Origin of the sequence: Streptomyces sp. NRRL S-495 (assembly GCF_000966955.1) — a bacterium.
Classification (GTDB): Bacteria; Actinomycetota; Actinomycetes; order Streptomycetales; family Streptomycetaceae; genus Kitasatospora; species Kitasatospora purpeofusca.
This window is the reverse complement of sequence record NZ_JZWY01000754.1, coordinates 1-249: the sequence shown is the minus strand read 5'-3', so window position 1 is coordinate 249 and position 249 is coordinate 1. Positions and strand designations below refer to the sequence as shown.

The following is a 249-nucleotide window of genomic DNA, read 5'->3' as shown; positions in this document are numbered from 1 at the left end:
TCCTCGAACTCAAGAACACCATCAACACCATGGTCGACCAGCTGAGTTCGTTCGCGGGCGAGGTCACCCGGGTGGCCCGCGAGGTCGGCACCGAGGGGCGCCTCGGCGGACAGGCCGATGTGCAGGACGTCTCCGGCACCTGGCGCGACCTCACCGAGTCGGTCAATGTCATGGCCGACAACCTGACCGCGCAGGTCCGTTCGATCGCCTCGGTGACCACCGCGGTCGCCCAGGGCGATCTGACACAGA

At 67.1% G+C, this 249-nt stretch carries 1 protein-coding gene; it reads left to right on the top strand.

What is annotated here, in order from left to right:
* A partial coding sequence (locus tag VR45_RS32705) for a hypothetical protein (protein WP_045943516.1) occupies positions 1 to 249 on the top strand: 249 nt, incomplete at both ends.